The organism is Serratia sp. P2ACOL2 (assembly GCF_003691565.1).
GTDB classification, from domain to species: Bacteria; Pseudomonadota; Gammaproteobacteria; order Enterobacterales; family Enterobacteriaceae; genus Serratia; species Serratia liquefaciens.
In genome coordinates, this window is the sequence record NZ_CP033162.1 from 3,505,770 (window position 1) to 3,530,892 (window position 25,123).

At 58.0% G+C, this 25,123-nt stretch carries 25 protein-coding genes; 7 read left to right on the top strand and 18 right to left on the bottom strand.

Annotation, left to right across the window (positions count from 1 at the left end):
• The first annotated feature begins 243 nt into the window (after positions 1-243).
• On the top strand, positions 244-2,373 hold the full coding sequence (locus EBA31_RS17150) for a TonB-dependent siderophore receptor (protein ID WP_238387513.1): 2,130 nt from the start codon (positions 244-246) through the stop codon (positions 2,371-2,373).
• Positions 2,374-2,426: 53 nt separating this feature from the next.
• Here the strand turns inward: EBA31_RS17150 and EBA31_RS17155 are convergent, their stop codons facing one another.
• On the bottom strand, positions 2,427-2,870 hold the full coding sequence (locus EBA31_RS17155) for a DMT family transporter (protein ID WP_048762557.1): 444 nt from the start codon (positions 2,868-2,870) through the stop codon (positions 2,427-2,429).
• 25 nt (positions 2,871-2,895) lie between these two features.
• Positions 2,896-3,414 carry a GNAT family N-acetyltransferase gene (locus EBA31_RS17160; protein WP_122079824.1) on the bottom strand — a complete coding sequence of 173 codons (519 nt, stop codon included), beginning with the start codon at positions 3,412-3,414 and terminating at the stop codon, positions 2,896-2,898.
• 39 nt (positions 3,415-3,453) lie between these two features.
• On the opposite strand from EBA31_RS17160, the gene EBA31_RS17165 reads away from it, so the two are divergent.
• Complete coding sequence (locus EBA31_RS17165; protein WP_116690177.1) at positions 3,454-4,023, top strand: XRE family transcriptional regulator; 570 nt, start codon at positions 3,454-3,456, stop codon at positions 4,021-4,023.
• Positions 4,024-4,056: 33 nt separating this feature from the next.
• Here EBA31_RS17165 and EBA31_RS17170 read toward each other — a convergent pair whose 3' ends face one another.
• The 3 genes from EBA31_RS17170 to EBA31_RS17180 form a co-directional block, all read right to left on the bottom strand.
• Complete coding sequence (locus EBA31_RS17170; RefSeq protein ID WP_122079825.1) at positions 4,057-4,344, bottom strand: DUF2623 family protein; 288 nt, start codon at positions 4,342-4,344, stop codon at positions 4,057-4,059.
• A gap of 156 nt (positions 4,345-4,500) precedes the next feature.
• A complete protein-coding gene (locus tag EBA31_RS17175) occupies positions 4,501-5,088 on the bottom strand; it encodes a nitroreductase family protein (protein WP_122079826.1) in 588 nt (195 codons plus the stop codon).
• A gap of 87 nt (positions 5,089-5,175) precedes the next feature.
• A complete protein-coding gene (locus tag EBA31_RS17180) occupies positions 5,176-6,057 on the bottom strand; it encodes a LysR substrate-binding domain-containing protein (protein WP_122079827.1) in 882 nt (293 codons plus the stop codon).
• 121 nt (positions 6,058-6,178) lie between these two features.
• Between EBA31_RS17180 and EBA31_RS17185 the strand changes: the two genes are divergently transcribed.
• Positions 6,179-6,814 (top strand): flavodoxin family protein, encoded by a 636-nt coding sequence (locus tag EBA31_RS17185; protein ID WP_122079828.1) that lies wholly within the window; start codon positions 6,179-6,181, stop codon positions 6,812-6,814.
• A gap of 146 nt (positions 6,815-6,960) precedes the next feature.
• Complete coding sequence (locus EBA31_RS17190; RefSeq protein WP_122079829.1) at positions 6,961-8,067, top strand: glycosyltransferase family 9 protein; 1,107 nt, start codon at positions 6,961-6,963, stop codon at positions 8,065-8,067.
• Here the strand turns inward: EBA31_RS17190 and EBA31_RS17195 are convergent.
• From EBA31_RS17195 to EBA31_RS17230, 8 genes are all read right to left on the bottom strand, one after another.
• A complete protein-coding gene (locus EBA31_RS17195) occupies positions 8,048-9,223 on the bottom strand; it encodes an O-antigen ligase (RefSeq protein WP_122079830.1) in 1,176 nt (391 codons plus the stop codon). The two genes, EBA31_RS17190 and EBA31_RS17195, sit on opposite strands and share 20 nt — an antisense overlap.
• Positions 9,201-10,109 (bottom strand): sugar glycosyltransferase, encoded by a 909-nt coding sequence (locus EBA31_RS17200; RefSeq protein ID WP_122079831.1) that lies wholly within the window; start codon positions 10,107-10,109, stop codon positions 9,201-9,203. Before EBA31_RS17200 ends, EBA31_RS17195 begins: the two co-directional genes overlap by 23 nt.
• Before the next feature lie 258 nt (positions 10,110-10,367).
• Entirely contained in the window at positions 10,368-11,486 is a 1,119-nt protein-coding gene (locus tag EBA31_RS17205; protein ID WP_122079832.1) for an alkylhydroperoxidase domain protein, read from the bottom strand.
• Positions 11,483-12,529, bottom strand: a complete 1,047-nt coding sequence (locus EBA31_RS17210; RefSeq protein WP_122079833.1) for a putative FMN-dependent luciferase-like monooxygenase — start codon at positions 12,527-12,529, stop codon at positions 11,483-11,485. Before EBA31_RS17210 ends, EBA31_RS17205 begins: the two co-directional genes overlap by 4 nt.
• Positions 12,519-14,195: an ABC transporter ATP-binding protein gene (locus tag EBA31_RS17215; RefSeq protein WP_122079834.1), complete on the bottom strand. Its 1,677-nt coding sequence runs from the start codon at positions 14,193-14,195 to the stop codon at positions 12,519-12,521. Before EBA31_RS17215 ends, EBA31_RS17210 begins: the two co-directional genes overlap by 11 nt.
• Positions 14,192-15,082, bottom strand: a complete 891-nt coding sequence (locus EBA31_RS17220) for an ABC transporter permease (protein WP_115058480.1) — start codon at positions 15,080-15,082, stop codon at positions 14,192-14,194. Before EBA31_RS17220 ends, EBA31_RS17215 begins: the two co-directional genes overlap by 4 nt.
• Positions 15,079-16,023, bottom strand: coding sequence for an ABC transporter permease (locus tag EBA31_RS17225; protein WP_122079835.1), 945 nt, complete (start codon positions 16,021-16,023; stop codon positions 15,079-15,081). Before EBA31_RS17225 ends, EBA31_RS17220 begins: the two co-directional genes overlap by 4 nt.
• A 10-nt stretch (positions 16,024-16,033) precedes the next feature.
• On the bottom strand, positions 16,034-17,659 hold the full coding sequence (locus EBA31_RS17230) for a TIGR04028 family ABC transporter substrate-binding protein (RefSeq protein WP_041414747.1): 1,626 nt from the start codon (positions 17,657-17,659) through the stop codon (positions 16,034-16,036).
• 175 nt (positions 17,660-17,834) lie between these two features.
• Between EBA31_RS17230 and EBA31_RS17235 the strand changes: the two genes are divergently transcribed.
• A complete protein-coding gene (locus EBA31_RS17235) occupies positions 17,835-18,083 on the top strand; it encodes a hypothetical protein (RefSeq protein WP_122079836.1) in 249 nt (82 codons plus the stop codon).
• A gap of 16 nt (positions 18,084-18,099) precedes the next feature.
• Here the strand turns inward: EBA31_RS17235 and EBA31_RS17240 are convergent, their stop codons facing one another.
• Positions 18,100-18,729, bottom strand: coding sequence for a serine-tRNA(Ala) deacylase AlaX (locus EBA31_RS17240; protein WP_020827702.1), 630 nt, complete (start codon positions 18,727-18,729; stop codon positions 18,100-18,102).
• A gap of 84 nt (positions 18,730-18,813) precedes the next feature.
• Between EBA31_RS17240 and EBA31_RS17245 the strand changes: the two genes are divergently transcribed.
• Complete coding sequence (locus EBA31_RS17245) at positions 18,814-19,749, top strand: LysR family transcriptional regulator (protein ID WP_201896224.1); 936 nt, start codon at positions 18,814-18,816, stop codon at positions 19,747-19,749.
• On the opposite strand, the gene alkB is transcribed toward EBA31_RS17245, so the two are convergent.
• The gene (gene alkB / locus EBA31_RS17250) at positions 19,732-20,379 is read right to left on the bottom strand and encodes a DNA oxidative demethylase AlkB (protein ID WP_020827704.1); all 648 of its coding nucleotides are present in this window, start codon (positions 20,377-20,379) and stop codon (positions 19,732-19,734) included. The two genes, EBA31_RS17245 and alkB, sit on opposite strands and share 18 nt — an antisense overlap.
• A gap of 139 nt (positions 20,380-20,518) precedes the next feature.
• Here alkB and rarD point away from each other — a divergent pair, with 139 nt between their 5' ends.
• Positions 20,519-21,412 carry an EamA family transporter RarD gene (gene rarD / locus EBA31_RS17255; RefSeq protein WP_122079838.1) on the top strand — a complete coding sequence of 298 codons (894 nt, stop codon included), beginning with the start codon at positions 20,519-20,521 and terminating at the stop codon, positions 21,410-21,412.
• Positions 21,413-21,449: 37 nt separating this feature from the next.
• Here the strand turns inward: rarD and EBA31_RS17260 are convergent, their stop codons facing one another.
• The 3 genes from EBA31_RS17260 to EBA31_RS17270 all read right to left on the bottom strand — a co-directional run bounded on the left by EBA31_RS17260 (position 21,450) and on the right by EBA31_RS17270 (position 25,093).
• Positions 21,450-22,145, bottom strand: a complete 696-nt coding sequence (locus EBA31_RS17260; protein WP_122079839.1) for a 4'-phosphopantetheinyl transferase — start codon at positions 22,143-22,145, stop codon at positions 21,450-21,452.
• A gap of 104 nt (positions 22,146-22,249) precedes the next feature.
• The gene (agp, locus tag EBA31_RS17265) at positions 22,250-23,479 is read right to left on the bottom strand and encodes a bifunctional glucose-1-phosphatase/inositol phosphatase (protein WP_122079840.1); all 1,230 of its coding nucleotides are present in this window, start codon (positions 23,477-23,479) and stop codon (positions 22,250-22,252) included.
• A 150-nt stretch (positions 23,480-23,629) separates the two neighbouring features.
• Complete coding sequence (locus EBA31_RS17270) at positions 23,630-25,093, bottom strand: anion permease (protein WP_020827708.1); 1,464 nt, start codon at positions 25,091-25,093, stop codon at positions 23,630-23,632.
• Positions 25,094-25,123: the final 30 nt, after the last annotated feature.

A 25,123-nucleotide genomic window follows, 5' to 3' on the forward strand; every position in this document is an offset into this window, starting at 1 on the left:
TAAATATAAATTTATCAATCAGATAAAAACACACCCCGCCCGAAACGACATTGTGGAGATATTGTGAATTTGCACTTTCCTTACAATAAATGAGAATAGTTATCGTTATCATAATTATTCAATAATATTTGCACATACTTTCAGGGATAAGATGCATGATTTACACACACTCTTTCAAATTGAAACCAGGCGCGATTTTGCTGGCGGGATTAATTAGCGGGAGCGATTTTGCTGGCGGGATTAATTAGCGGGAGCGGCTATGCTGCCGATGATTTGGCAGCGGAAAGTGAGGAAATGGTAGTTTTGGCGCCGGCGGAAGAACAATTAAAACAGCAGCCTGGCGTTTCCATTATTACCGCCGAGGACATCGCCAAGGATCCGCCGGTCAACGATTTATCCGACATCATCCGCAAAATGCCCGGCGTGAACCTGACCGGCAACAGCGCCAGCGGCAGCCGTGGCAATAACCGTCAGATCGATATACGCGGCATGGGGCCGGAAAACACGCTGATTTTAATCGACGGCGTCCCCACCACGTCGCGCAATTCGGTTCGCTACAGCTGGCGCGGCGAAAGGGACACCCGCGGCGATACCAACTGGGTGCCGGCGGAAATGGTTGAGCGCATCGAAGTGCTGCGTGGGCCTGCGGCGGCGCGTTACGGTTCCGGTGCCGCCGGCGGTGTGATTAATATCATCACCAAACGCCCCACCAATGACTGGCATGGCAGCCTGTCGCTGTTTACCAATCAGCCTGAAAACGACAAGGAAGGCGCAACGAAACGCACCAACTTTAGCCTCAGCGGCCCGTTGGCCGGCGACGCGCTCACCATGCGCCTGTACGGCAACTTTAACAAGACCGACGCCGATGCGGCGGATATCAACACCGCGCAAAACGGATCCTATGCTGCCGGTAGCGAAGGCGTACGCAACAAAGACGTCAACGCCCTGTTCTCGTGGAAAATGACCCCGACGCAGATCCTCGATTTTGAGCTGGGCTACAGCCGCCAAGGCAATATCTATGCCGGTGATACCCAGTACAGCAACGGTAATCTCAGCCCGAACGATCTGGTTTCGTCGCTGTACGGACAAGAAACCAACCGCCTGTATCGCCAGACTTACGGCATCACCCATAACGGCATCTGGGATTGGGGCCAGTCACGCGTCGGCGTTTACTACGAAAAAACCAACAATACCCGTCTTCAGGAAGGCTCTACCGGGCGTGTCGAAGGGATGATCAATAGCGACCAATTCAACACCAGTCGGCTGAAAAATGTCAGAACCACCGGTGAAGTGACGCTGCCGCTCAACCTGTGGTTCGAACAAACCATGACCCTGGGGGCCGAGTGGAACCGTGAGCAGCTCGACGATCCGGCCTCTATGCAGGTCACCGATGCCAGCGGCGTCACCATCGGCGATATCACCGGCGATCCTTCCGGACGCAGCGCCAAAAACAGCGCAGAACTCAGCGCCCTGTACTTCGAAGATAATATCGAAGTCTTGCCCGGCACCCTGCTGATCCCCGGCATGCGTTTTGATTATCACAGCAAATTCGGCAGCAACTGGAGCCCAAGCCTGAATGCCTCGCAGGAACTTGGCGACCATTTCAAACTGAAAGCCGGGATCGCCCGCGTCTTCAAAGCCCCAAACCTGTATCAGTCCAGCGAAGGCTACCTGCTGGCCACCCGCGGCAACGGCTGCCCGGACAACATTGCGACGGGGAGCTGCTACCTGATGGGCAATGCCGACTTGGATCCGGAAGTCAGCATCAACAAAGAGGTCGGCCTGGAGTTCACCTATGAAGGGTTCAACGCCGGTATTACCTATTTCCGTAACGATTATAAAAATAAAATCGTTTCCGGGACCGATCTGGTGGGCTACGCCTCTAACGGCTACAACATTCTGCGTTGGGAAAATGGCGGCAAGGCGGTGGTGGAAGGGCTAGAAGGCAACCTGGTGATCCCGGTAGTGAAAGATCGGCTGAACTGGCGTACCAACGCCACCTATATGATCACATCGGAAAATAAGGATACCGGGAACCCGCTTTCCGTGATCCCGAAATACACCGTTAACACCATGCTGGATTATCAGGTAACCGACAAACTCTCGACCAACCTCACCTGGACATTCTATGGTCGTCAGAAACCCCGCGAATATGCCGAGATACGTAATGAAGTCGGTTCGCTGGCGACCAATGAAGTGGGAGCTTACACCGTGGCTGCGATTGGCGTGAATTACGATCTGACCAAGGATCTGCGCCTGAATGCCGGTATCAGTAACCTGTTCGATAAACACCTGTACCGCGAGAACCAAGGGGCATCAACTTACAACGAACCTGGGCGCGCGTATTACGCCGGTATGACCCTGTCATTCTGATCGAATAAATAAGCAGGCCCGTTCGGGGGGAAACCGGGCGGGCTCTTTAGGCGTTAAAAACTTCTTCTGGCCACCAGAAAAGCACCAATCACCAGCAACACGGCCCCCAGCAGCGCGGGCAAATTTTCACGCATTGCCGCCGGCCCGGCCTTATAAATATCGGCCATCAATCCCGCCACCAACTGGCTGGCAACCAGTACGGCAATGGTGGTTGCCGCCCCCAGCTTCTGGTAACCCAAAATGCCGGAAAACACAAAAAACGATCCCAACAAGCCAGGCAACAACATCCACAACCGTAGGGAACCCGTGACTTCGGCCAGAGCCGTGACACCGTTTTTGGCAAACAGCAGGCCCATCAACAACACCAGGCCAACACTGGAGTTGATCACCAGCGTAATCAGCACCGTCGACACGCTCTCTGTAATGCGCACCATCAACAGGTTCTGAATGACCAGGCTGACCCCGGCCGCAACCAGCAGCAATAGCATGATATTCATAGAGATCTCGGTTTTCGCTGTGCCATTAGCGCTTCGGTGGGGTGCTGGCGTCGTCGAGCTTCAGCTGCAGGAAGGTCAAATCCAGCCACTTGCCAAACTTGGCACCCACTTCGCTCATGCGACCTACCATTTCGAAGCCCAGATTAATGTGCAATTGCACAGACGCGTGGTTGCCGGATTCAATCCCCGCCACCATCACGTGTTTGCCGATCGCCCGCGCCTGCTCAATCAGCGCAATCAACAGCGTTTTACCTACCCCGCCGCCGCGGCTGTCTCGCCGAACATACACCGAATGCTCGACGGTGTGTCGATAGCCGTCCCACGCCCGCCAATCGCCAAATGAGGCATAGCCCATCACCTCACCCGCTGCGTCAATCGCCACCAGCACCGGGTAGCCCATTCCCTGCCGTTCTGTTATCCACGCGGCGCGGTTTGCCTCGTCGACGCTAAGTTCATTCCAGATTGCCGTGGTGTTCAGCACGGCGTCGTTATAGATAGCGGCAATGCCTGCGCTATCGGTTATAGTCGCGTTACGGATAAGCATGTTGACCTCTTGGTTGACCGTCTACTATCATACTACGATATGGATAATAAATTAGACAACCTAAATCAGCGCATCGGCGCGAGGATCCGCATCGAACGTGAGGCACGCCATTGGTCGCTGTCCGATCTGGCGGAACGGGCCGGCGTTTCACGCGCGATGGTGCACAAAATTGAACGCGGCGACAGTAGCCCAACGGCGATGTTGCTGGGGCGGCTTTCCGGCGCATTCGGTCTGAGCATGTCCAAACTGATCGCCCGGGCGGAAACGCAGGAAGGCCGGCTGATGCGTAAGCAGGACCAACCGCTGTGGGTCGATCCCGACAGCGGCTACGTGCGTCGCCATGTGTCGCCGCAGTCGGATATGCCGCTCGATCTGGTGCGCATTGAACTGCCCGCCGGGGCCGCGATCCCCATGCCGGCTTCGGCCTATGCCTTTATGCGGCAATTGATCTGGGTTTTGTCCGGCTCGCTGGTGTTTCAGGAAGGCGAAACCCGCCATGAAATGGACCAGGGCGATTGCCTGGAACTTGGCCCACCGACCGACTGCGTGTTCAAGAATGAAAGCGCTGAACTCTGCATCTATTTGGTGGTGGTGATGAACAAGGCCTGAGTCGCTCAGGCCAAAGCGTGGCGGCGCTTAAGGTTATCCTTCCCGGTTGTACCCCGCGCAGAAAAACTTTTCGGCCAGGCGGTTGCTGCCGCCGGTGAAGAACTCACTCATCATCTCGCCGTTAAGATCGTAAGCCCGGCAGAGCAAGCCGGCCTCGAACGCAACCTGATTTTCGTCACCCAGGCTTTCCGCCAGGTGGTGCGCATAGCCCAATACAAAGCCACGTTTGTAGTCACAACAGAAACGGGACAGTTGCGCAGCAGGCTTGGCGTCCCGCGCGGCTAACCCGGCCATCAGCCCCTTACCGAAGTGATTGTCCATGTACCCTCCCCTAATTTTCAACAATCGCTATATAAAATATTATATAGCGATCATCGCACTCATGGACATACTCACAAAGTTTTACCTCATCTACGCAAGGCAATAAAAAAGCCCGCAGAGGGAACCCTGCGGGCCGATCAGTCTCAGAAAAAGCGATTACAGGGTAAAGTTCAGCCCTTCCACCACCGTCTGCTCCAGCGGCAAACGCCCTGAAGGGATCTCTTTTTGCTGCAGGAATTCAGGCAGCAGGGATTTGTCGCCCGCCTTGCCGATCGCCACCATGCCATGCACCTGATAGTTATCCGGCAGGTTGAGCGCAGCCTTGATTTTATCGTGGTGAACGCCGCCCATGCAGTGGGTCAGCCAGCCTTTCAGATGCGCCTGCAGCGCCAGATTGGCCCAGGCAGCACCGGTATCAAAGGAATGGCTTGGGTTATCCACTTCCTTCTCGCCGTTCAGGCTGGTCGTTTTCGAAATGATCACCACCAGCGCCGAAGCGTGCTGCGCCCAGCCGCGGTTGAATTCAATCAGGAAGTCCAGGTAGCTGTCCCAACTGGCCGAACCGTGCTTGCTATAAGCGAAGCGCCACGGCTGGATGTTATACGCCGAAGGCGACCAGCGTGCCGCTTCGAAGAAGCTCAACAGGGTCGTATCGTCGATAGGATCATTCGCCAGCGCGCGCTGCGACCAGCGTTCAATAAACTGCGCATCAATCGGATGATCGGAAACTCTTGCCTGGCTCATGGACATCTCTCTCATGGGAATGGAATACCAAATTTATCCAATATTCCCATGCCGCACGCCAGAAAAACTTTTATTTTGTGCTCTTCATCAGCCGCCAAGCTCCTGCTGTAGCCAGTCGAGAAATGCGCGCACCGGCGGGTGCCGTTCACGCCCGGGGACGCACAGTGCGGTGTAGGCCGCCCCCGGCACGCGAATTTCCGGCCGGTAAGGCACCAACAGGCCATTGCGCACCTGATCGGACACCATGACCGAGCTGGCCAGCACCAGCCCTTGCCCGGCCACCGCCGCCTGCAACGCATAATGCTCTTCGTCATAAGCCCGCTGCGTCGTGTGCCGCTGCCACCAGTCAACTCCGGCGGCCCGACACCAGTCGCGCCAGCCGGTTTCATACAGGGTGGAATCACGCCAGCGAACGGTGATCAGCGCTGGCGTGGGTTGCTCTGCCGCGCAGAGTCCTGGAGCGCCGTAAACGCCAAAACTTTCTTCCAGCCGCGCCGCCTGATGCAACTGCGGGTAATTTGCGCGGCTGTAGCGGATGGCGATGTCCACGCTGGCGTCCTGCTGCAGGTCAATCACCTCAGCGCAGGCTTCCAGACGAACCAAATAGTGCGGATAGGCCTGATAAAAACGCCCCAGGCGCGGCACCAACCACAGCGCCGCGAAGGAATGGGTAACGGAAACGCACAGCGACCCCGCACTGGGCGTCGGTCGCAGGGCATCCAGCACCGTTGCCACATCGAGCAAGGCGCCGTGTACTCCGGCGAACAAACGCTCGCCCTTTGGCGTCAGCTGTACCCCCCGCGGTATTCGGTCAAATAATGCAAAGCCCAGCTGCTGCTCAAGCGCTTTAATCTGATGCGACACCGCCGTCGGCGTCACCGCCAACTCCAAAGCCGCCTGTTTAAAACTACGCAGTCGGGCGGCGGATTCGAAAGTGCGCAATGCGGTAACCGGTAGCGTGGCGAACATGGTGTACGGCCTCGTTAAGATGAATTTAACTCACCCAGATAGAATAGCCGTCATTTGTCTCTCGCGCTGCAAGCACCGTAAATTGACACTCGTATTCCACGATCAAGTAATGGAGAGTGACATGAATTCATCTCATCAGCCGAAGCGACTTATCGTCCTGGTTGGCAGCCCACGCCGTGACGGCAACAGTGCCGCCCTGGCCCAGGCCATTATGGCGGGTGCCGCCGAGGCCGGCACCGACGCCAGCCTGTTTTTCTTAGACGATTACATCAGCGGTTTTTTGGTGGACGAGCGCCACGCCGCTCCGCCTGCTGACCGCTATGGTGAACTGTTCCTGGAGCATTTTCTGCCGGCGGACGCGGCGGTGTTCTGCACCCCGCTTTACTGGTATGGCATGTCGGCGCAAACCAAGGCCTTTTTCGACCGCTCTTTCAGCTACTACTCCAGCGCCTACCTCGATGCGGAACAGGTGCATCGGCGTATGAGCGGCAAACGCATCGGGCTGGCGGTGGCCTCGGAGGAAACCTATCCCGGTGCCGCGATGGGGATTGTGCATCAAATTCAGGAGTTCAGCCGCTATTCGCATTCCGAATTCGTCGGGCTGGTTCAGGGGGCGGGCAACAGCCGGGGCGAAATCAGCCGCGATCCGCGTAACCCATTGCAGGCCGCCCGCGAGTTGGGGCGCGAGATCTTCACTCGTCCCTATTCAGACTACCGAATGGATACACCGCGCAGCCCGCAGGTTTGGCAAAACTGACGCCGCCAAGGGGCAGCCTGCTGCCCCTTTATCAAGGTTGCGCAAGCATATGTAGCAAGATATTGCCGCCCATTGGCCCACCCGAACAAACGTCATATGATGCCAAAGTTCAAATCGGCATTCCCATTAACCCAAAGCGGAACAAGATGTCAAAACAGTGGAAAATAGCGGCGGCCAACCTTGGCCTGCGGATGTATACCCGGCTGGGTGGCAACTTTAAGGATAAGGCCCATTTTCAGCCTGAGCAGGTTTTTGAACGCATCGTGATTTTTTCCACCAGCGCCCTCGGCGATCTGATGTTTAACACGCCGGCGATCCGAGCGGTGCGTGAACGCTACCCGGCGGCAAACATCACCCTGATTTCCAGCCACAAGAACAAACAGTTGGTCGCGACCAGCCGTTGCTTTAATCAGGTCATTTATTGGGATCATAAAGCGAAAGACATGCTCGGTGTTATTCGCCAACTGCGCCAACACCGGCCTCAGTTGGCGATTATCCTGCACTCCAAATCCCCTTATGATGTGATGGTCGCCATTACTGCCGGTTGCCAATATGTCTTCAAAGACGCTTACGGTAATAAAGCCACCGGCATGGAGCCCTGGCTGTGTGGCGTGAGCCGCAGCACCGGCGGCCATCTGATTCAACGCAAGCTGGATCTGGTGGCTCAGTTGGGCTGCCAAAGCGACAACACCGAGATGTTTATTCCTGTCGAGTTTTCGCCAGTGGCTAAAGCCGCAGGAAAAATTTCGATCGGCTTGCAAATGGGCGCTTCTGAAACGCTGCGCTGCTGGCCGGTCGCGCAGTTTATTCGTCTGGCGAAACTGCTGCTGGCATCTTCGCCGCACCACCAGATTGAATTAATCGGCAGCCCCAAAGAACTGTCTATTGAACGGGCGTTTATGGCGGGGCTGACGGCAGCCGAGCAGTTGCGCGTGGTCAGCCATATTGGCAAAACCACCCTGCCGCAACTGCTGGCGGTGATGTCGAACATGCAGGTGCTGGTCACCGGCGACACCGGCCCACTGCACCTGGCCATCGCCCTGAAAACACCGACCGTCAGCCTGTTTGTTACCGCCAATCCACAGCACACCGGCCCCTATCAAAACAGTGAATTGCATCAGGTGATGTACGTCCCGGTGGATGAACAAAAGCTCAATGCCGCGCAACGCCAACAGCCGCTCAGCATCATCACTGAAAATGAGGTGTTTGAAAAAGTGACGAACGCGCTGAGAATTAGCGCGCCGGTGGGCTAATCAGCGGAGGCTGGGCAAAGACCATCGCCAGCGGGAACCAAAACAGGTACCAAAACTCGGCCGGGTTCGCGATGACAAACATGCCCTGTGAACAGTAGAAAATCAGCATAAACAGGTACAAAGCCGCTTCCAGGCGGCGACCGGCCCGGAGATGACGCACGGCTAGCTGTGCGCCAAACGTCAATAAAGCGGCAAACAGGCAAAACCCCACCAACCCGCCTTTGAGCAACGCTCCCAAATACAGGCTATGGGTAGTATGAATAAACTCGCCGGTGTAATTGGTAAAGGTCAGCTGCTTATCAAAGCCATAGCCAAAGAACGGTGCCTGTTCGACCAGCAACAGGCTGTGCCGCCAGATGCTCATCCGCACAAAGCTCTGTTGATACAGCTCTTCAAAACGCGTAATCAACATTTCACCGATTGGTGAAAACAGCACTGCACCCACGGCAAATAACACCGCGGCCGCAATGGCCAGCAGCGATTTTTTATTCAGCGCCAGATAGGAGGTGGTTAACGCCAACGCCGCCAATAAGGCCATCAGGGGGCCGCGACTTTGGGTGAACACCATAAAAGCGAACAACGGCGGGATCGCTGACAGCGCCCTTTTCTTCCCGGTATCACGGAACACCATCAGGCTTAGAATGATGCCCAACGCCGCATAGCCGGCCAGGTCGATCACGTTGCGCGGGCCAGGGTTGGCTCCGGAAGTTTCTCGGAGAGAATAAATTTCGCGGAAATCAACGCACGCCAGATACAAACACAGCAGCGTGATGCCGGCGATCACGGCGCAAAGCAGCAGGTTGCGCTCCGGACTTTCCAATACGGTGACCAGCAAGGCCAGATAGAGCAGGATATAAACGCCGTGCGTCAGGGTAGATGCCGTATCATCCGGCGTGCCGCCCCAAAGATTGCTGACGGCATAATAGGCAAGAAAGCAGGCTGCCAGCGCCATTCCCGCGCTTGCGGCACGCCGGTTAAGCCAGGCCGAGCGAACTCCGGGGCGTGTGGCCAGCGTCAGCAGAAAAAAGAATGCCGCGATGTGGAATAAATTATTGACCCGGGTAAAACCGCAAAAAATGGCGCTAAAAAAAGAAAAGGCCAGCATGGCGTAAAAAGAGAGTCGTTCGGTGAACTCAATTATTTTTGAAAAAATCATTACTATCAACCTTTTCAAAAATACCGGTATCTATTGCGCTGTTTAATGAAAAGTTTCTAATCACCATTTTTCTCATCTTCATTCTCTCACCGGCATGGCTAAATGCCGGAATAATCAGGTCATCGACCTTCTCCGGCAAAAATGTCGGCAACTTATTTTCATGAGTTTCATAAAAACGCGGCAAATTAAAATTATTCATATCCAGCCCGGCAATAAATAGCTGTTTAAACCCAAGAAAGGCAATGATCTGAAAAGCCCAATACACTACCGTGCCGGCATCAAAAACTCCGTGTCGAATATCGTGGCTGAAGGCGATGGTTTTGTTGCCAGGCGAGAAAAAAACGCTGCGGTCTTTGTGATAATGGTCCCACAATGCCGAGAGAGGAATTTGGGGGCTGTAAATTTTGCAGCTCGCGTCCTCAACCACTGAAAACCGGCATTTGACGCCTGCCAGGGTGAAGCAATCAATAATTTTCGCCACGCCGTGAACCGTGGTAAAAAGGATTAAATCCGGCGCCTGAATAATGTTTTCGATAATATCCGGCCGCCGATCGATAAACCCCATATCGACAATCACATAAAACCGAAAGTTAACCTTTTGGCTCAGACTAAAAGCCCCATTGACCCCGATGGCCGGCATCTCAGGCAGTTCACTAAAGCGAATGGCGTTCACCGACGGCCCCGTAGCGGTCAATAATATGGGCCCCTTGCAGCTGTCTTTAACAGCTGACAGCGTCACTATAGGAACAGTCTGCTTTTTATAATGTAATTCGGCAATCTCGCCGCTGTCTGCACGTTCGATTTTTACGTAGGGCCAGAGATTTTCATTGTGCCGATAAGGCCGTGAATGAGAATAACGATACACCTGCTTAAGAAAACTGCCCATCGTATCCCTGCCCTGTAAAAATGTATTTGCGCCGAACAAAACTGTCCTGACCGCATTAGATTTATTGTAGGGCTGAGTATCTGAGCATTAATGAACATGGGCAATTATTGCATTTTGAATTCTTCGTAATGTTAACGAAAAGAGGTGTGTGGATTTGTTAACCGAGTTAAAAACCTGTAGGGAACGGTAATAATTATTCTTTAATTGCCTAGGGGCGAATACTTTCGCCCCATTAACGTGGATTGTGCTGAAGGTTGTTTATAGATCGTCGAAAGGCTCGCCGAGCGTCAGCATCAGCCGATTGGCCCAGGCGAAGAACGCGGTCGATTGCACCAGATCCAGCAACGCCAGTTCGTCCAACCCTTGCTCGCGCAATGCCGCCAGATGCCCGGCATTGACCTGTGGCGGCGTGGCGGACAGCGCAGCGGCGAAGTCTATCTGAGTCCGCCACGGCTCCCCTTGCCCCTCGCTCAAAATGCCGCCCGGGGCCACATCCAGCAGCCGCTGTACCTCATCCGTTTGCTTGGACAACTGCGCCGCCTTGCGGGCATGCACCGAAGCGCAATAGATGCAGCCATTCACCTTACTGGCCACCGTTGCCGCCAGCTCGCGATCCTTACGTTCCAACCCACCCGGCGTGTAGAAAATGGCGCGATCCGCCAACGTTCTCTGCTCCAGCACCGGATGGTTACGCGCCAGCAGGCGGAAATAATCCGAGTCGCTGTGCCCGAAGCGCGTCAAAAGCGCCTGGCCTTGCTCATCAAACTCTGCCAGCGGCTTGGCAGCAATCCAGGGCTCCCAACCCAGTTCTTGGCGGGTAAACACCGGTGGTGCGTGGCGGCCGCCAAGAGTCACGGATTCGGTACGCCACCCGCCAGCCCTGACGGGTGCTCCGCCGGAGCTTTCGAGTGGTTTTCCTTCAAGCTGCCGATAACCCGTCAGCAAGCGGCTCTGGAAACTAACAAAGGCGATCAGCTGCGACAGGGTGACGATAGCGTCCAGCGTCCAGCCGGCCTGTTGCAATGCCTGCAAATGCTGCGCGTCGGCGCTGGCGGGTTTGAACGCCAGTCTTTCGGCGTGATCGAACGCTGCCTGCAAATGCGGGCCAGGCTGAACGCCCCCCTCCTGCTGCAACAAGGTACCGTAGTGTGCAGCAAGCAGCTTGTCCGCATGCCATTCGCTGATGCGCTGCGCGAGCTGCAACCGTTGCACTACGGGGAAATCGCCGGCATCAGCGGGTGAGAACAGCGCCAGATAGCTGGCCTGAATCGCATCTGTCGCCGCTTGTCGGGTAGCTCTGGCCTGAGCCAATGCAGAATTGGGGGCGATCTCTGCCAGCTCAGCCAGCAAATCTTTAGGGAGCAATGTTGCAGTCATACCTTTTCCTCAGCGTGATGTTCGTAGGAGACGGATGCGGGATTGCGGCGTTGCCAGCCCAGCTCCGGGGCAACGTGGCGGGCGATCAACTCAATAGAACGCAGGATGGTGGCGTGCGGCGGATCGATAGAGTGCACCTGGAATGCCAAATCGGTCACTCGCGCCAGCGCGCTGTCTTTTTGCAATGAAGCAATCACCTGCTCCGGGGTGCCAAGGTGCACGTCAAAAGCGCGGATCAGCCCATCAAGCGACTCGTCGGACGGCCGGTGGCCACTGGCGCGCAGGCGCTCAAGCCCTCGGCTCAACCCTTTGGCGGCAAAGTCCCGCGCCTGTTGGCCATGGTCGGTCACCAGCGCGGTGCGCGACCCCATAATGCGCGGCGCAATGCCGGGCGGCAGCGCCGCCAGATAGGCGTCGATAATCGGGTTTTGCAATTCGTCCAGCGGCAAATCCGGCGCATCTGCCGGGCGCGGCTGGGTACGCGACAGCATCAGGCCGTCCCCGGCCCGCCCGGCGCGCTCGCCGCCTTCCACCGAGAAGGTCGCCTGCCAGACCCGCTCGGCCAACTGCGGTGCCGCCGGATACAGGCGGTTATCTTCGCCACCCAGGTCCTCACCGCGCCAGGCTCGCAGCAGGGTACTGAAATTGTCGGCAAACACCGCGTGACGCTGTGCGGCGTCGAAACCGAAGGCGCTGAACGAAGAAGGCGTGCCGCCGGCAGCGATGCCGACTTCCAGCCTGCCGTCGGACAGCAGATCCAACACCGCAGTGTCTTCGGCCACCCGAATCGCGGACTCCATCGGCAGCGTGATCACCCCGGTGCCGAGCCGGATATGGCGGGTTCGCGCCGCCACCTGCGCCAGAAATACCAGCGGCGAAGGCAGGCCGCCCTCATCCTCATGAAAATGGTGCTGCGCCACCCAGGCGCTGTCAAAGCCGGCCCGTTCGGCATGCACGATCTGTTCGGTCGCCAGCCGGTAACGCTGCTGCGCGCTGCCCTGATCCAGCAGCCGGGTGAAAAAACCGAGTCTTTTACTGCTCATAGAATGCATCCTCAATCTGGGGCTGTTCGGCATAAAACTGACGGCCGGGAATGGCCTCAATCAACTGGCGTGTGTAATCGCTGCCCGGCATGGCGAACAGCTCATCGGTCGCCCCGCTGTCCACCTGCACGCCGCGGTGCAACACCGAAACGCTGTGGGAGATCTGCCTTACCGTGGCCAGGTCGTGTGAGATAAACAAATAGGTCAGCCCCAACTCCTGCTGCAAATCCTGCAGCAACCGCAGGATCTGCGCCTGAACCGTGACATCCAATGCCGAAGTGGCTTCATCCAGCACCAGTACCCGCGGCTGCAGCACCAGCGCCCGGGCGATCGCCACCCGCTGTCGCTGGCCACCGGAAAGTTCGCGTGGTTTACGGCTCAGCAATTCGTTCGGTAGCGCCACGCGTTCAAACAAATCTCGCACCCGGCGATAGCGCTCGGCCTGGGTCAGCGGCTCGAAATTCAGCAGCGGCTCTTCAATCACCTGATACAACGTCTGGGACGGATCGAGCGAACCGAATGGGTTCTGATACACCAGCTGAATGCGGCGGCGGAACTGGCGCAATGACTCGCCCTTCAAGCGCGTAAAGTCGACGCCGTCGATAATGATTTGCCCGGCGTCCGGCCGTTGGAAACCGAGCAGGCAGCGCGCCAATGTGGTTTTACCGGAGCCGGACTCCCCCACCAGCGCATGGGTAGTGCCGCCAGGCACGCTGAACGACACCTGGTCCAGCGCCCGATAAGTTTTGCCACCGCTACCGGCCAGGGGGAAATCTTTCACCAGCCCATTGACCTGGATCGCCAGCTCCTGCGTGCGGTGACCGGGTTGCGGCACCACTGCACGGCTCAATGAGGGCACGTCAGCAAACAGCCGGCGGGTATAGTCGCTGGCGGGGGCGCGCAGCACCTCGGCAGTCACTCCCTGCTCCTGTACCCGGCCATGGCGAAATACCAGCAGCCGATCGGCGCGTTCCGCCGCCACCGCCAGATCGTGGGTCACCAGCAGCACCGCAGTGCCAAACTCCTGCCGCAGTTCGTCGATCAGATCGAGAATGCGTTTTTGCACCGTGACATCCAGCGCACTGGTCGGCTCATCGGCGATAATCAACGCCGGTTGCAGCGCAATGGCAATGGCGATCAACACCCGCTGTTTCATGCCGCCGGAAAGCTCGTGCGGATACTGACGCGCCCGCAGCTCCGGATGCGTCAAACCGACGCGGGTCAACAACGCCACCACCCGCTGCTGCAGCTGCTTGCGCGGCAGCCGACGGTGAATGTTGATGATCTCTGCCACCTGATCGCCAATGGTTTTCACCGGATTGAGTGAGCTGGAAGGATCTTGTGGGATCAAACTGATTTGCGCCCCGCGTACCGCATCCAGACGCTTTGATGACCAGTGGCTGATGTCGGTGCCGTTCAGCCGTATTGCCCCCTGCTCCAGGCGACCGTTTTCCGTCAGCAAACCAATGATTGCCTGCGCGGTGGTGGTTTTGCCGGAACCGGACTCGCCGACCAGCGCCACCACTTCCCCAGGCTGAATGGCAAACGACACCTGATGCACCACCCGCTGATTGCCAGCCGCGCCCTGATAGGCGATCGAAACCTGTTCCAGCTCCAGTACCGGTGGTGTGGCGCTCGCCCGTTGTAATGCGCTCTGAATACTCATACTGGCGTTCTCCCCAATGCGCGGCTGATGCGGTTGGCCGCCAGAACCACCGCCACGACCGCCAGCCCCGGGAAGGTGGTTAGCCACCAGGCGGTGGAAATATAGTTGCGCCCTTCGGCGATCAGCAGCCCCCACTCTGGCGTCGGCGGTGGCGTGCCGTAACCCAGGAAGCTCAAGGTGGCAATCGCCAGAATCGCGCTGCCAAACTGCAATGCCGAGAAGGCAATTACCGAGGTTAACGAGTTCGGCAAAATGTGCCGCCACAGCACCGCCCAGAAGGTACCGCCGCTGCCATAGGCCGCCTCGACGTAATCGCTGTGGCGTACCCGCACCACCTCGGCGCGTGCCAGGCGGGCAAAGTTCGCTACCGAGGTAATCCCCACCGCGATGGCGGCATTTACCGTGCCGAAGCCCAGCAAAATAATGATGCTCAACGACAGCAGCAGACCGGGAATCGACAGCAACACGTCGACAAGGCGCATCACCGCGTCATCCGCGATGCCGCCCACCGCTCCGGCAATCAGCCCCAGCGCGGTGCCCAACAGCAGGCCTAAAGCGACCGCCACCAGCGCGGCGGACAGCGTCTGCGAAGCGCCATAAACAATGCGCGCATAGAGGTCGCGCCCCAGTTGATCGGTGCCCAACCAATGTTCGCCCCCCGGTGCCAAACGCTGCGCCCCGGCAATGCCTTCGGTGCCGCTGTAGGCCGTGAACAGCTGCGGTGCCAGCGCCCACAGCACCGCAATGGCAATCACCGCCCAGGCCAGCAACAGCGTCAGCGGTACACGACGGCGGCGCGGACGGTGCGTTGGCAAAGTGCCTTCGCTTTCCACCGCGCCCAGATCGCGCTCCGGCACGCTGGATTTCTCAAACGAGATACTGCTCATACGGCGGCTCCTGTATGGGTTTTCAATCGCGGATCCAGCAGCGGGAACAGCAGATCCACCAGCAGATTGAGGGTGACGAAAGCGGCGGCGGAAATCACCACGATCGCTTGCAGCACCGCGACGTCCTGATTCAGTACCGCCTGCAAGGTGAGTTGCCCCAGCCCGCTGCGGCCAAACACGGTTTCGGTGATCAAGGCGCCGGCGATCAGTTCGCCGAGTAAAATACCGGCGATGGTCAGCACCGGCAGCATGGCGTTACGGGCCACGTGCCGCCACAGCACCCGGCTGCGGCTGGCGCCTTTGGCACGGGCCACGGCGACAAAGGGTTGGGTTTGTACCTGGTCGATACTGCGGATCAGGATCTGCGCCAGCGGGGCGGAAATCGGTATTGCCAGCGTCACAATCGGCAGGATCAGCCCTTCCCACTCTTCCGGATTGATCACCGGGATCAGCTTGAGCCGAAAAGAAAACAGCTGGATCAGCACAATGCCCAACCAGAAAGTCGGCACCGAGACAAACAGCGATGGCAGCGACTGCAGCAATGACCTCAGCCAGCCAAAGCGGGTCAAATTGGAGATAAAGGCCAACGCCAACGCCAGAATCAGCGCCAGCGAAAACCCCAATAGCGCCAGTTGCAACGTGGCGGGCAAGTTGGTGGCCAACAGCTCCGTCACCGGCACGCCGGCCTGAATGGAATAGCCGAGGTCCCCGCGCAGCACGTTGCCCAGCGCATGCAGATACTGCTGCCACAGCGACACATCGGCGCCATAGGCCGCGCGCATATCGGCGATCTGCGCCGGGCTGAGGCCCATGTCCGGGTTCTGAAACTTAATCAGAATGGCATCACCCGGCAGCACCTGCAGTAAGATAAACGACAGGCTAAAGGTCGCCCACAGCACCAGCAGCGCCTGCCCGATACGCCGTGCCAGATATCGGCTCATCATGGCCTCCTCAGCGTTTTTCCAGCCAGGCGCCGTAGAAACTCGGGCGGCCGACCGCTTCAAAACTTACGCCCTTGAGATAAGGCGCTCCGGCAAACACCTGCGGCTCTTCGAAGAACGGGATCACGTAGGCCTGATCGAGCAGGTAGTTTTGCGCCTCGCCGGCAATCTGCAGGCGTTTTTGGGCATCCACCTCTGAGGCGATGCCCAGCAGCAGCGCGTTCAGCTTGTCATCTTTAAATGCGCTGTTTTTGCCGGTCCCGCCTTGCTGTAACAGCGCATCGCGGTTGGTCGGGTAGAACTGACTTTTAATCACATCCGGATCGGCCCGTCCTACTTCCACCACCGCCGCCGGGGTTTTCTGCGGATCCAGGTTATCCGCCACCTTGCTGCCGGCGTCGCCTGCCAGAATGTTCAAGCGCGCGCCAACTTTGCCCCACTGCTGCGAAACCAGCTGCAGCACCGCCTTGTTCTGCGGTTGCGGCAGCGATTCATAAACGTTCAGCAACAGTTTTTTGCCGTCCTTCTCACGCAGACCATCGCCGCCCTTTTTCCAGCCCGCTTCATCCAGCAGGCGGTTAGCCAGCGCCGGGTCGAATTTCAGTTTGGCGGAAAGGTCGACAAAACCGGCGGCGGAAGAAGCAATCACCGATTTGGCCTGCGGATAGTTAACGGAGAACAGCGTCTCGACGATCTGCTTGCTGTCGGTGGCGTGCAGCAATGCCTGACGCACGCGCAGGTCGCTCACCAACGGGTTGTCCGGCCGGAAGGCCACGCTGTCATTGACGCCGCGCGTTGGGGCGGCGTAGATAGTGAAACCCTGATCCTGGGTTTGTTTCTCGTCATAGGCCTGGATCTGCCGAATAAAGTCCGCCTGCCCGGCCTGCAATGCGCCAATACGTACGCTGTCTTCGCCGGTCACGATCACCTTGATACCGTCCAGATTGGCGCGCCCCTGCTGCGTCAGCCTGGCCGGGCCCCAGCGGTAATCTTTGCGCACGCTGAGATCCACTTCGCGCCCCAGCGTTTCGGCACTGACCACGAATGGGCCGGAGCCGATGATATGGCGCGCGTCACCCAATTCGTCATAATTACGGTTTAAGGTGCTGAGAGAAACCAGCCCTGACCCTATGGTGGCAGTACCCTGCAGGAAACCCGGCGAAGAGCGCTTGAAGTAGAACTTCACGGTCAAGGGATCGATCACTTCACTGTGGTCATAGTTATTGATCACCTCGGAGACCGGCAGACGTTTCTCTTTGTTGCCCAGGCCATAGGTATCGAAGTTCTTCGCCACCGCGTTGGCGTCCAGCGGCGTACCGTCCGAGAAGGTCACGCCCGGCCGGAGCTTGAAGGTGTATTCGGTTTTGTCGGCGTTACTGCTCCAGGATTCGGCGATCCACGGCTCAATCTCCAGCGTTTTTGGGTTCTGGTAGGTCAGCTTGTCGGTGATCTGGTTGAGGATGCCGCCGTTGGGGTAGAAGCCGCCGGAAGGCGGATAAAGGTTGGTGTGCGCCTGCTGTTCCAGGTAGATCAGCGTGCCGCCCTGCACCGACGCCAGCGCCGGAGTAGCCGCCACAGTCAAGCCCAATGCCACTGTTATTCCGCTGGTTAATCTATTGAAAGAGAACTTAAACATAGTGTGCCACGCCTTCTTTATTTCGGAATGTTATGGATTAGATAACAAACCAAATCGGCGGGGAGTTGAACGAACTAATTTCGCTAACCTATGGCGGAAAATGCACAAGGCAGCGACGGTTGGCAGAATGGGTGTTTTGTTATAACGTATCAGAAATCACATCGTGGAGACGAAAATGAAAATTCATCTTTCGCTGTTGTTCCTTGGCCTGTTGGCCGGTCGGGCCGCCGCGTTTCAGTCCAAGGTGCCCGAGCCACGGCCTGAACAGGCGCGCGCAGCGGAAAACAGCCTGGAGAATATGTTTTACGGTTTTCACGCGATGGACGCGCAGGCGGTCAATATCGGTACCTGCGCGGCGCTGCCGCAGGCGGGATGCCAGTGCGCGTTCTGCACCATGCTGCGGCAGGCCGGGCCGGCGAAATAGCCACCCGGACGACGTTTTAATCTAGCGCGTACTGCACAATCAACTGGCCTTTTTTCACTTTGAGCGCCGTGATGTTTACCGCGCCCAGCTCCGCCAGCGAGGGCACATGGGTGCCACCGCAGCCATAGGTCGGCAGTTCGCCAAATCCCACCTGCCGCAGGCCGTCAACCGCCACCTGTCTGCGCGGAAGGTCTGCCGCAATCAGCCTTGCCAGCTCCGCCTGAAGAAAATCCTGATCCAGCGTTTGTGGCTCCGCGCCCGGTGTGAAAGTGATCCGCCCTTCGCCCGGCCAGTGGTGCGCCTTCACCGGTTGCCAGCCGCGGGTTTCCCCCAGCCAGCCGATCAGATGCCCGGCGGAGTGCCAACGGGTATGCAACCGCCGCTGTTCGCCATCAATCTGCACGCTCACCGGCCCTGCGGCCAACGGTTCGGCGGTGAAATGCAGCACCTTGTCGCCCTGCTGCGCCACGCGTAGCACCGGGATGCCGCCAAGCTTACCGCCGTCGGCCGGTTGTCCGCCGCCCTGCGGGTGAAACAATGTGGCGTCCAGCTCTATCGCGTATCCACCCTCTTCCATCGGGGTACAGGCCAGCACCTGCGCTGCGCCCTGTAATTCGTCGCTGTAATAATAAAGCCGTTCGGTCATGGTTTTTCTCCTGATTAGAGAGCCCATTATATTCATGCCATAATCAAAGGATAATCCGTCAATAACACAATGGACCTTTGCGCTGTGAGCACAAATCTCTCTCATTCGCTGCTGGCCGAAATGGCCGTGTTTGTCCAGGTGGTCGAGAGCGGCAGTTTTTCCGCCGCCGCCCGTCGACTGGGCACATCCCCCTCTGCCGCCAGCCGCAGCGTGGCTAAACTGGAACAGGCGTTAGCATTGCAACTGCTACACCGCACCACGCGCAAATTGCGGCTAAGCGAACAGGGCGAAGAAGTATTTCAACGCTGCCGCAGCATGCTGGACGCCGCGCACTCTGTGATGGAGTTCAGCGGGCGCGGTGCAGTAGAGCCTGAAGGCTTGGTCAGCGTCAGCGTGCCCAAGGCGGTGGGGCGTTATGTGCTGCACCCGCACATACCGGCGTTTTTACGCCGCTATCCCAAAGTAGACGTTCGCCTGCGGCTGGAAGACCGCTATATGGATTTGATTGATGATCGGGTCGATCTGGCGCTGCGCATCACCGAACGCCCTTCCCCTGGGCTGATTGGCCGCCAACTGATGACCATCGACCACCTGCTGTGCGCCACACCGGCTTATCTGGCACAGCAGGGAACGCCGCAGCATCCGCAGGATTTGGCGCAGCACAGCTGCATTTATCTGGGTGAAACGCCGAACGACGCCCGTTGGAAATTCCGCCAGGCCGGGAAAACGGTGACGGTCAACGTACGTGGGCGCTACGCCGCCAACCATACCGGCGTGCGGCTGGATGCGGTGAAACAGCACATTGGCATTGGCAGCCTGCCGTACTTTACCGCCCGTCAGGCGCTGGACGACGGCGAAGTGGTGCAGGTGCTGCCGCAATGGGATTTCCTCAGCAGCTACCACGGCGGGCTGTGGTTGCTGTATGCCCCCAATCAGTACCTGCCGCCCAAGCTGCGGGTGTTTATCGACTATCTGGTGGCCTGCCTGGCGAAAGAGCCGCAGCTAAAGCGCCTTGCGTAAGGTGATATTGATACGGTGCGGCCCCACCAGCGAATGGTAGCCTTCCTTGATCGGCATAATGCCGTGAAAACACAGCCGCGACGGGCCGCCCCACACCACCACGTCGCCGTGCGCCAAAGGAATGCGCTGGGCCCGATCGCTACGTTGCATGCCGCCGAACTGGAATACCGCCGGCAGCCCGAGGGAAACGGAAACGATCGGCGAACCGAAATCATGCTCGTCTTTGTCCTGATGCAATGACAGCTTGCTGCCCGGATCGTAGCGGTTCATCAGGCAGGAATCCGGTACAAACGGGGCAAAGCCCGCCTGCTGTGCCGCTTCATCCGCCAGCGCCATCAGGATATCCGGGATCGGCGGCCAACGTTTGCCGCTGCGCGAATCGCGCTCCGAATAGCGGTAACCGCGGCTGTCGCTGCTCCAGCCGTTGCCGCACCAGCTCATCGCCACCGACATCACATGACCGCCCGGCGTAGTCATGTGCCGCCAGGGCACCTGAGCAATCACCCCATGCACCGCCGCCAGCAGTTCTGGGCCGTGATCGCGCACAAAACCGTGCATCACCACCGCGCCTGGCGCAATCTGTTCCCGCCACGGCGGCGGCACGGAGTCTTCAAAAAGATCGAGGGTCATGACAAAACACCTGTATTAATACACAGTGTTTATTTTAACTTGCCGTTGGCGATTGTCCAGCCTGATGCGCCGCATTGTTGTTAGCGCTAAACTTCTCTAGAGTACCGGCAATAAAATCAATAACTTTTCAGGATCGCATGTGATTAAAGGGATCGTTCTTTCCGTCATCGCCTCGGTATTGTTCGGCGTGATGTATTACTACACCTCTACCCTGACCCCGCTTGACGGTGAGCAAGTCTTTGGCTGGCGTACCCTGCTGACGGTGCCGTTTTTGACGCTGTTTATGGTGCTTTCCGCCGACTGGCGCAAGGTCAGCGAGACCTTGAGTTGGATAAAACAGCGGCCGCGCCGCCTGCTGTTTCTGCCGCTGAGTTCGGCGCTGCTGGGGGTTCAACTCTGGCTGTTTCTCTGGGCACCGCTGCACGGCAAGGCGTTGGAGGTATCGCTCGGCTATTTCCTGCTGCCGCTGACCATGGTGCTGGCAGGACGCCTGATCTTCCGCGATCGCCTTTCGCTGCTGCAAAAACTGGCGGTCAGCTGCGCCATTATCGGCGTCGGCAACGAGTTGTATCAGGTCGGCGGTGTGTCCTGGACCACCTTGCTGGTGGCGCTGGGCTACCCGGTGTACTTTATCCTGCGTCGCCGTTTCGGCACCGACAACCTGGGTGGCTTGTGGTGTGAGCTAACGCTGATGCTGCCGGTCGCCGCCTGGTTCGCTTTCGGGGGCAACGGGCCACTGGCGGCGTTGAGCATCAGCCCGGCACTTTATTGGCAAATCCCGCTGTTGGGGGTGATCAGCGCCGCTGCGCTGGTGTGCTATATCCTGGCCAGCCGTCTGCTGCCGTTCAGCCTGTTCGGCCTGCTGAGCTATGTGGAGCCGGTGCTGTTGGTGGTGGTGGCCTTGCTGCTTGGCGAGAGCATCGGCCGGGATGAATGGCTGACCTATATTCCTATCTGGCTGGCGGTGCTGCTGTTGGTGTCGGAAGGGGCCAGCCACCTGCTGCGTCGCAGGCGAATCCACCGGAAAATGTGACAGTGCAACGCCGAATCTTTGGCTTTATTTGTTTGATTTATAAATAAATAAAAGTTGTGACATCGTCACCTTGCTGCCAGTAACGGCCGCAGAAACGGCGACCTGCATGGCACTGCGGCGTAAGGGTTTTGAGCAGTTCCAATTCGAACGTCTGTCGTTGCGTATCCAGCGTGACCAGGCGTGCGTCGAGAAAGTCAAAATAGCAGCGCACCTGCGGATATAGCGCTTTGAACAGGCTCTCTTTGGCGGAAAAGGCCAAGGTCAGCAGGTGGTTAAATGGCTGTGAATGAGTGCGCAGTTGGGCAGATTCCGCCTCGCTAACGATCGCTCGCTGCAGCTCCTCCGCACGCGCGGCGGGAATGAGCGTTTCAACGTCCAGCCCCACGCCGCCCAACCCGGGTTCCGGATGCACCGCGCAAAGCGCTGTGCCCGCATTGTGGCTGAGCGCACCGGCGATACCCGGCGGCCACTGCGGTGCCCGGTCTTCGCCGCGCAACAGCGTGAAATCCGCAAAACCCAGCGGTGCCAACAAGGTCCGCGCCAGATAACGCCCGGCCAGATATTCCGCCCGCCGCTTTGGCACCGCACGCGCCAGATGTTCGGGGAGCGCCATGCCAATGGCAGCGAAACAATCATCCTGGTAGTGCGCCACAGAAAAGCGGCAACGGGCAACCTGCCCCGGGTAATCGTCCAGGTTCAACCGTTCAAAGGTGGGGATAAAAGAAGAGAACACGGGTTGTCCATATTGGGTGTGCAGAACGCTAATTTTAGACGCCGAGCTCCTGAGCAACAATGATTATTCCTCTCCCCCGTTACCGAAGGAGAGGCACGACGGGATTACAGAATCCCTTTCATGGTTTTTTCGAAGTCGCTCCAGGCGCAGTAGCCCTGCTTATCGATTGGGCAGCCTTTTAACGCCATCGTCACGCGCTGTGGCGGGGTTTTCAGCGTCAGCGGAGTGGCATTGCGCAACTGGTCGGTGGATTGATACACGTACTCGATTTTCAGCAAATCGCGATCGTTTTTCTTATCGTGCCAGCGCTGGAACACCAGCTTGCCGCCAATCGGCGTTTTCTCATATTGATGCGGCAGTTGGTACGGCTTGAACTCCATCGCCGACAGCAGGGAGGCAATGTTGGAGTCGTGCCCCACCAGCACCGTTACCTTCGGCGAATCCGGCTTGCGCTCGCCAATCAATGCGCCGTTGATATACGTCAGCAGCGGTTTGGCCACGTTTTGCGCCACCACCGGCGAGGTAAACAGCGAGTCCTGATAGCCGTCCTTCAACTGCGCCAACTGTTTCCACTGCTGTGGCGTGGTGATTTTGCCCCAGGCCACGTCCTTCATTGGGAAGCCTTCGTAATATTGCAGCATAAAGGCGTCCACCAGCGAGTTCCCTACCCGCAGCGGCCCGGCCACACCCGGCTCTTTGCCCGGCACTGCGCTCATTTTGCTGGCTTCTTTGGTCAGATCGCAGTGCTTGTCGGTTTTACAGGCGCTGGAATCTTTGTAATCGATGATTTTTTCTAATTGCTTGTAGGAGGCGTCCAGCTTCAACGAGGCCAGTTCGGCGTTCATTGCCCCCAGTGCCTGCTGATTGAAAGGTTCGCTGTTGTCAGTGATGATCGGGTTGAAGGTGGGATCCATCTCCCCCATTTTGTCTTGATGATGCACGCTGACGTCACAACCGGGGAAAGCACCGTTGGTAAAGAACTGCGCGGTCGCCACCGTGCGTTGCAAACTGTTGGCATAGACGTAAACGCTGCCGGCGGTCGGGCAGCCTTCCTGCGGCAATACTCCGGTTTGCTTGAGCCACGCATTGAAGTAGTGGCCCATATACACTTCCAGCACCCCGCCCTTGGTGGTCAGCAGACCACCCGGCGTGTCCCAGGCCGGCCAGGCTTTAGGGGTGGACTGCGCCAATACGCTGCCGTTGTTGGCCAGCGGCGCACGCAGGTTATGGCGGCTCATCACCAGCACCTGATCCAATTGATAGTCGTTGGTTTCCGCCAAGGCAGTCCCGGTCATAAATAACGGCAAGCACAGCAATAAAGTTTTTCTTTTCATCCGCAGAGGCTCCAGGATTGTGATTATTTTTAATGTGTTAGCTATTGCTTCGCTATCATGGAGAGGTTAACGCCGAAAGTGTGTGATGAGCATCACAGGGAAAGGTCTGCTCAGCGGCCCTTCGCCGAGGGCCGCCGATAATTTAGAAACTCACATCCACAAACGCATGATCGGCCAGCCGATCAACAACAGCGCGGCGATGTACACCACGCCCAGAATACCGCCCATCCGCCAGTAGTCTTTCGACTTCACGTAGCCACAGCCGTAAATGATAACCCCAGGACCGGTGGCGTACGGCGTCAGCACGCCCATGATGCCGATCGACAGCACCAGCAGCATCGACAGCTGCTCCATAGGCACGCCCGGCAGGCCTTTACCGACGGCAAGGATCACCGGCAGCAGGGTTGCCGTGTGCGCCGACAGGCTGGCGAACAGGTAGTGAGCGAAGTAGAACACCAGGACCAGCGCCACGACCGTCATATCCGGCGAGAATCCGTCCAGATGGGTGCTCATGGTCAGCGCGAACCAGTCGATAAAACCGGAGCGCGTCAGGCCGTTGGCCATCACCACCAGCGTCGCCAGGTTCACCAAGGTGTTCCAGGCGCTGGAATATTTAGTGATGTCCTTCCACGACACTACGTGCAAGGCCAGCATCAGCGATACCGCCAACAAACAGACCGTGGTGGCATCCAATATCTTGCCGCCAAACACCCACAGACACAGGCTGAGCAGCACCAGGCCAATCAGCGTGTACTCCTTGCGCGTCAGCTTGCCCATTTCCCCCAGCGCGCTATTGGCCCAGGAAGCGACTTCGCTGCTGTGCGTAACGCCCGGTTTGTACAGGTAATAGGAAATCAACGGCGCAATCACCAGCAGCAGCAGGCCGACCGGCAGGAAGGCCAGGAACCACTGCATCCAGCTGATATGCACGCCGGCGATTTTGCTGACGAACTCGATACCCAGCACGTTAGGCGCGGCGCCGGTGACGAACATCGAGGAGCTGATGCTGGTCCCGACCACCATCATCCACATCAGGTAACCGCCGATGCGCCGTGAGGAGGGATCGTTGGGGAAGGAATCAAACAGCGGCGGCAGGTTTTTCACCACCGGGAACACGGTGCCGCCGGTACGGGCGGTGTTGGACGGAGTAAAAGGTGCCAGCAGGATATCGATGATCACCACCGCATAACCGAGCGTCAGGGTACGCTTGCCCATAAACTTCACCAAAAACAGCGCAATGCGTCGCCCCAGCCCGGTGGCTTCGTAGCCGAGCGCAAAGATAAATGCGCCGAACACCAGCCAGACGGTGGTGCTGGAGAATCCGGCCAGCCCCCATTTCAGCGCCTCTTTACCGGCCTTGAAGCCCGGCTCCGCTAATTCCTGCGCCCCGAACAGCACCCAGTTGGCGCTCAGCACGCTGAGGGTCACGGCGATAAAGCTGATCGCCGTCGCCGGGATCGGCTCCAGGATCATGCCGACAATCATCGCCACAAAAATGGCGAAGTAGCGCCAGGCCTGCGGCGGCATGCCGTCGGGCGTGGGTATCCAGAGCAGGATCGCCAGCACCAACAGCGGCGCCAGCGCTTTCCAGATTTTTTCCTTGGTTTCGGACATAAGTTTCTCCTGAAGACGGGTTATTTTTTT

Coding starts and splice junctions, on each gene's coding strand:
- EBA31_RS17155 (WP_048762557.1), bottom strand. CDS start 2,870: ATGAATATCATGCTATTGCTGCTGGTTGCGGCCGGGGTCAGCCTGGTC.
- EBA31_RS17160 (WP_122079824.1), bottom strand. CDS start 3,414: ATGCTTATCCGTAACGCGACTATAACCGATAGCGCAGGCATTGCCGCT.
- EBA31_RS17165 (WP_116690177.1), top strand. CDS start 3,454: ATGGATAATAAATTAGACAACCTAAATCAGCGCATCGGCGCGAGGATC.
- EBA31_RS17170 (WP_122079825.1), bottom strand. CDS start 4,344: ATGGACAATCACTTCGGTAAGGGGCTGATGGCCGGGTTAGCCGCGCGG.
- EBA31_RS17175 (WP_122079826.1), bottom strand. CDS start 5,088: ATGAGCCAGGCAAGAGTTTCCGATCATCCGATTGATGCGCAGTTTATT.
- EBA31_RS17180 (WP_122079827.1), bottom strand. CDS start 6,057: ATGTTCGCCACGCTACCGGTTACCGCATTGCGCACTTTCGAATCCGCC.
- EBA31_RS17185 (WP_122079828.1), top strand. CDS start 6,179: ATGAATTCATCTCATCAGCCGAAGCGACTTATCGTCCTGGTTGGCAGC.
- EBA31_RS17190 (WP_122079829.1), top strand. CDS start 6,961: ATGTCAAAACAGTGGAAAATAGCGGCGGCCAACCTTGGCCTGCGGATG.
- EBA31_RS17195 (WP_122079830.1), bottom strand. CDS start 9,223: ATGATTTTTTCAAAAATAATTGAGTTCACCGAACGACTCTCTTTTTAC.
- EBA31_RS17200 (WP_122079831.1), bottom strand. CDS start 10,109: ATGGGCAGTTTTCTTAAGCAGGTGTATCGTTATTCTCATTCACGGCCT.
- EBA31_RS17205 (WP_122079832.1), bottom strand. CDS start 11,486: ATGACTGCAACATTGCTCCCTAAAGATTTGCTGGCTGAGCTGGCAGAG.
- EBA31_RS17210 (WP_122079833.1), bottom strand. CDS start 12,529: ATGAGCAGTAAAAGACTCGGTTTTTTCACCCGGCTGCTGGATCAGGGC.
- EBA31_RS17215 (WP_122079834.1), bottom strand. CDS start 14,195: ATGAGTATTCAGAGCGCATTACAACGGGCGAGCGCCACACCACCGGTA.
- EBA31_RS17220 (WP_115058480.1), bottom strand. CDS start 15,082: ATGAGCAGTATCTCGTTTGAGAAATCCAGCGTGCCGGAGCGCGATCTG.
- EBA31_RS17225 (WP_122079835.1), bottom strand. CDS start 16,023: ATGAGCCGATATCTGGCACGGCGTATCGGGCAGGCGCTGCTGGTGCTG.
- EBA31_RS17230 (WP_041414747.1), bottom strand. CDS start 17,659: ATGTTTAAGTTCTCTTTCAATAGATTAACCAGCGGAATAACAGTGGCA.
- EBA31_RS17235 (WP_122079836.1), top strand. CDS start 17,835: ATGAAAATTCATCTTTCGCTGTTGTTCCTTGGCCTGTTGGCCGGTCGG.
- EBA31_RS17240 (WP_020827702.1), bottom strand. CDS start 18,729: ATGACCGAACGGCTTTATTATTACAGCGACGAATTACAGGGCGCAGCG.
- alkB (WP_020827704.1), bottom strand. CDS start 20,379: ATGACCCTCGATCTTTTTGAAGACTCCGTGCCGCCGCCGTGGCGGGAA.
- agp (WP_122079840.1), bottom strand. CDS start 23,479: ATGAAAAGAAAAACTTTATTGCTGTGCTTGCCGTTATTTATGACCGGG.
- EBA31_RS17270 (WP_020827708.1), bottom strand. CDS start 25,093: ATGTCCGAAACCAAGGAAAAAATCTGGAAAGCGCTGGCGCCGCTGTTG.